Source organism: Trebonia sp. (genome assembly GCF_049794275.1).
Taxonomy (GTDB): Bacteria; Actinomycetota; Actinomycetes; order Streptosporangiales; family Streptosporangiaceae; genus Trebonia.
Genome location: NZ_JBARCR010000966.1, coordinates 1 through 2907, shown reverse-complemented (window position 1 = coordinate 2907; position 2907 = coordinate 1). Strand labels below are relative to the sequence as shown.

The following is a 2907-nucleotide window of genomic DNA, read 5'->3' as shown; positions in this document are numbered from 1 at the left end:
ATGGTCAGCGGGCACCGCTGCGTGCCCTCGGCGATGAGCTTGGTAATCCGCGGCCGCGGCACCGCCCAGTCCGGCACATCTGGCACGGTGATCTTGGCTGCCAGAATGGGGATTTTAGCGGAAACTGTCGGCCGTCTGGCGGGAGCCGCCGCCTGCCCGGAAACATCTGCCGCCATCGGGACCCCTCCTTCCCCGCCAGCGGCCTGATGGCCGCTGGCCACGGGAGGCCACACGTCGCGATACCGCCACGCCGGGCCGCCGTTCAGGGCGTCTCGCCCCCATCCACCACCAAACGCCAGCCAGCCAGGCTAAACATCATGCCATCGGCATTAAAAATCCCCATTGGCACGAATTTCCGGATTCTCGGCTGCTCAAGCTCGTGCGACCCGGGAAGTCCGTACCGGGCGTCCAGGCCTCGCGGGTGCATACGGGCGACCGTCTCGCCGCACGACAGCCCAGCTCCAACATGTAGGTAGCCCGAGCTCCTTCCCGCCAGGAGAGACCGGCCTAACCGTCTAGGAGCCCCAGTTCGCGGGATCGGGTGACCGCCTGGTGGCGGGAGGAGACACCCAGCTTCCGGTAGATCGACATCGCCTGCGACTTGACAGTGTGAGGTGATACAAACCGCTCGCCGGCGATCTCCGGGAACGACATGTGGGTGGCCAGTAGTGGAAGCAGCCGCAGTTCGGCGGCGGTCAGGGTGGATGCTCTGGGGCCGCCCGAACCGCGTTCCCTGGACAGTCGGGCCCGCAGCTCGTCGGCCTCGTCGACCAGGACTCCCATCTTGGGCCGCCGCTTGAGCAGCTCGTCGACTTCCCGCATGAGCGTCCTCGCCCCGGCCAGGTCGGAGATGGCGACGTGGACACGGATAAGCTCGATCCGGAACTGGATAGACAGGTGCGGAATCGCGTAGGTCAGCACGGGCCGCAGCTCGTGAGCACTGAGGAGCTCCCGCCGCGCCGCCGCGATGTCTCCCCGGTGCACGGCGACGCGGGCTTGCACCGCGCAGAGCAGAGCGTCCTTCTCGATCCCGGCCCGCTGTAGAACCGAGCGTGCCTGGCTGGCCAGGGCCTCTGCCTGGTCCCATCGATGGCGGTCCATCGCCACCAGCGCCCGCTGGGAGAGCGCACTCACTAGGACATCGGGAGCGCCGCGGTCCCCGATCCTGACGGCCTCTTCGAGGAACGCGTCGCCGCCGTCGAGGTCACCGCAAAGGACTCGCGCGATTCCCTGGGCGGTCGGGACGGTCGGCGGCGACTTGCCCACCGCCGCGAACCTGTGCACGGCCTCGTCGGCGTCGGCGCGCATCTGCTCGACCCCGTCGCGGCACAGCGTATACCGCAGCATGATCGCCCGCGGCTCACCGGCGGGGTCAGCGGGCCGCGAAGCGTCCTGGTCCAGCCGATCGACCGCATCGGCCCACCGCTCGGCCTCGGCCGGGCGTCCCGACGCCGCGGCGAGGATCGAGGCGAATACGGCAGCTGTCAGGTGTCCCTCTATCCCGCCCCGGTCGTCCAGCCACCGCAACCATCGCTGAAGCGTCGTGATCCGGGCTTGGTTGTAGGTCGGAACACAGAGCCCATCGATCAGGCGGGCGGCCGCCTCGACGTCCCCCGCGGCCATGGAATACTCCAGCGCATCCTCGGGCAGGTCGTGGCGCTGGCACCAGCCGGCGGCGCGGCGCCGCAGTTCCGGAACCAGGCCGGGCTCCACGCGTTCGAGCTCGGCGCGCAGCATGTCCCGGAACAGGTGATGGTAGCGGTACCACTGCCCCCGCCGGTCCAGCGGCACCAGCAGCAGGTTCGAGCTGGCCAGCTCGGCCAGGACCGCGCCGGCTCCGGGCAGGTCCAGCACCGCCTCGCACAGCGGCCCGGACATCCGCTCCAGCACCGCGGTCCTAGTCAGGAACGCCCGCTGCCGCCGGGAGATCCTGGCCAGGAACTCCGACTCGACGTATTCGCTGATGAACCGGTCGTCCCCGCCGAACGAGGCCGCCATGCCCGGCAGCGAGCCGCCTTCCCTGAGGTAGAGCGCCGCCAGGTACAACCCGGCGGCCCACCCCTCGGTCCGCCGGTGCAGCTCGGCCAGCTCATCCTCGCCCAGCCTCACCTCGGCAGCGCGCAGCAGCCCGAATGCCTCCTGGCTGGTGAGCGACAGGTCACCGGGGCCGATTTCCAGGATCTGGCCGGCCGCGCGCAGCCGCGCGGTGCGCACCGGCGGCTGGTCCCGGCCGGCGAAGACCAGCCGCGACCCGAGCGGCACGTGACTGGCCAGCACCGACAACGCGGCCTGGCCCTCCTGGTTGTGCAGTAGGTGCACGTCATCCAGGACCAGCGTCACCGGCGAGGTGAACGACGCGAAGGCATTGCTGAGCCGTGGCACCACCGAGCCGGGCACCGAACTGGACCGCGAGGACAGCGCGTCGAACACCCGCTGCCCCACCGGCTCCACCGCGTCCAGCGCCTCCGCGACATAGGCCAGCAAGACCTTCGGGTCGTTGTCCGCCTCGTCCATCGACAGCCAGGCAAACGCCCGATCGTCGGCCTCGGCCCACTGCGACAACAACGTCGTCTTCCCGTAACCCGCCGGCGCGACTACGGACACGATCGGATGGGAATTATCTTTCGCCAGTCGTTCGATCAGTGACGACCGGCGGATGGTCCCCGGCCGCGCCAAGGGACGCATGAGCTTCGCCGCGACAAGGTCGTATGCCGCCCCGCCGATGCGGCCAGGCCGGTCTACCCGCTCACGCACATCGCTATTAGTCATGTCCGTCATGCCGCGAGAATCTGGCCCTCCCATGATTTCCCGAAGCCTCGTAACAGGTCAAGTGCGTAATTGCGTCTGGGACAGGGCTGGCTGAGATGACGGGGCGCGGGGCTCGTATCGTGGGTCCGGGGAGGTGGC

At 69.3% G+C, this 2907-nt stretch carries 1 protein-coding gene; it reads right to left on the bottom strand.

All coding sequences use genetic code 11. The annotated features are described in order from the left end of the window. Window positions 1-507: 507 nt before the first annotated feature. On the bottom strand, window positions 508-2769 hold the full coding sequence (locus WA805_RS24705) for a LuxR C-terminal-related transcriptional regulator (RefSeq protein WP_425243521.1): 2262 nt from the start codon (window positions 2767-2769) through the stop codon (window positions 508-510). Between the last annotated feature and the right edge of the window lie 138 nt (window positions 2770-2907).

Excerpts from the sequence above, each read along its gene's own strand:
- WA805_RS24705 (WP_425243521.1), bottom strand. The coding sequence starts at position 2,769 with ATGACTAATAGCGATGTGCGTGAGCGGGTAGACCGGCCTGGCCGCATC.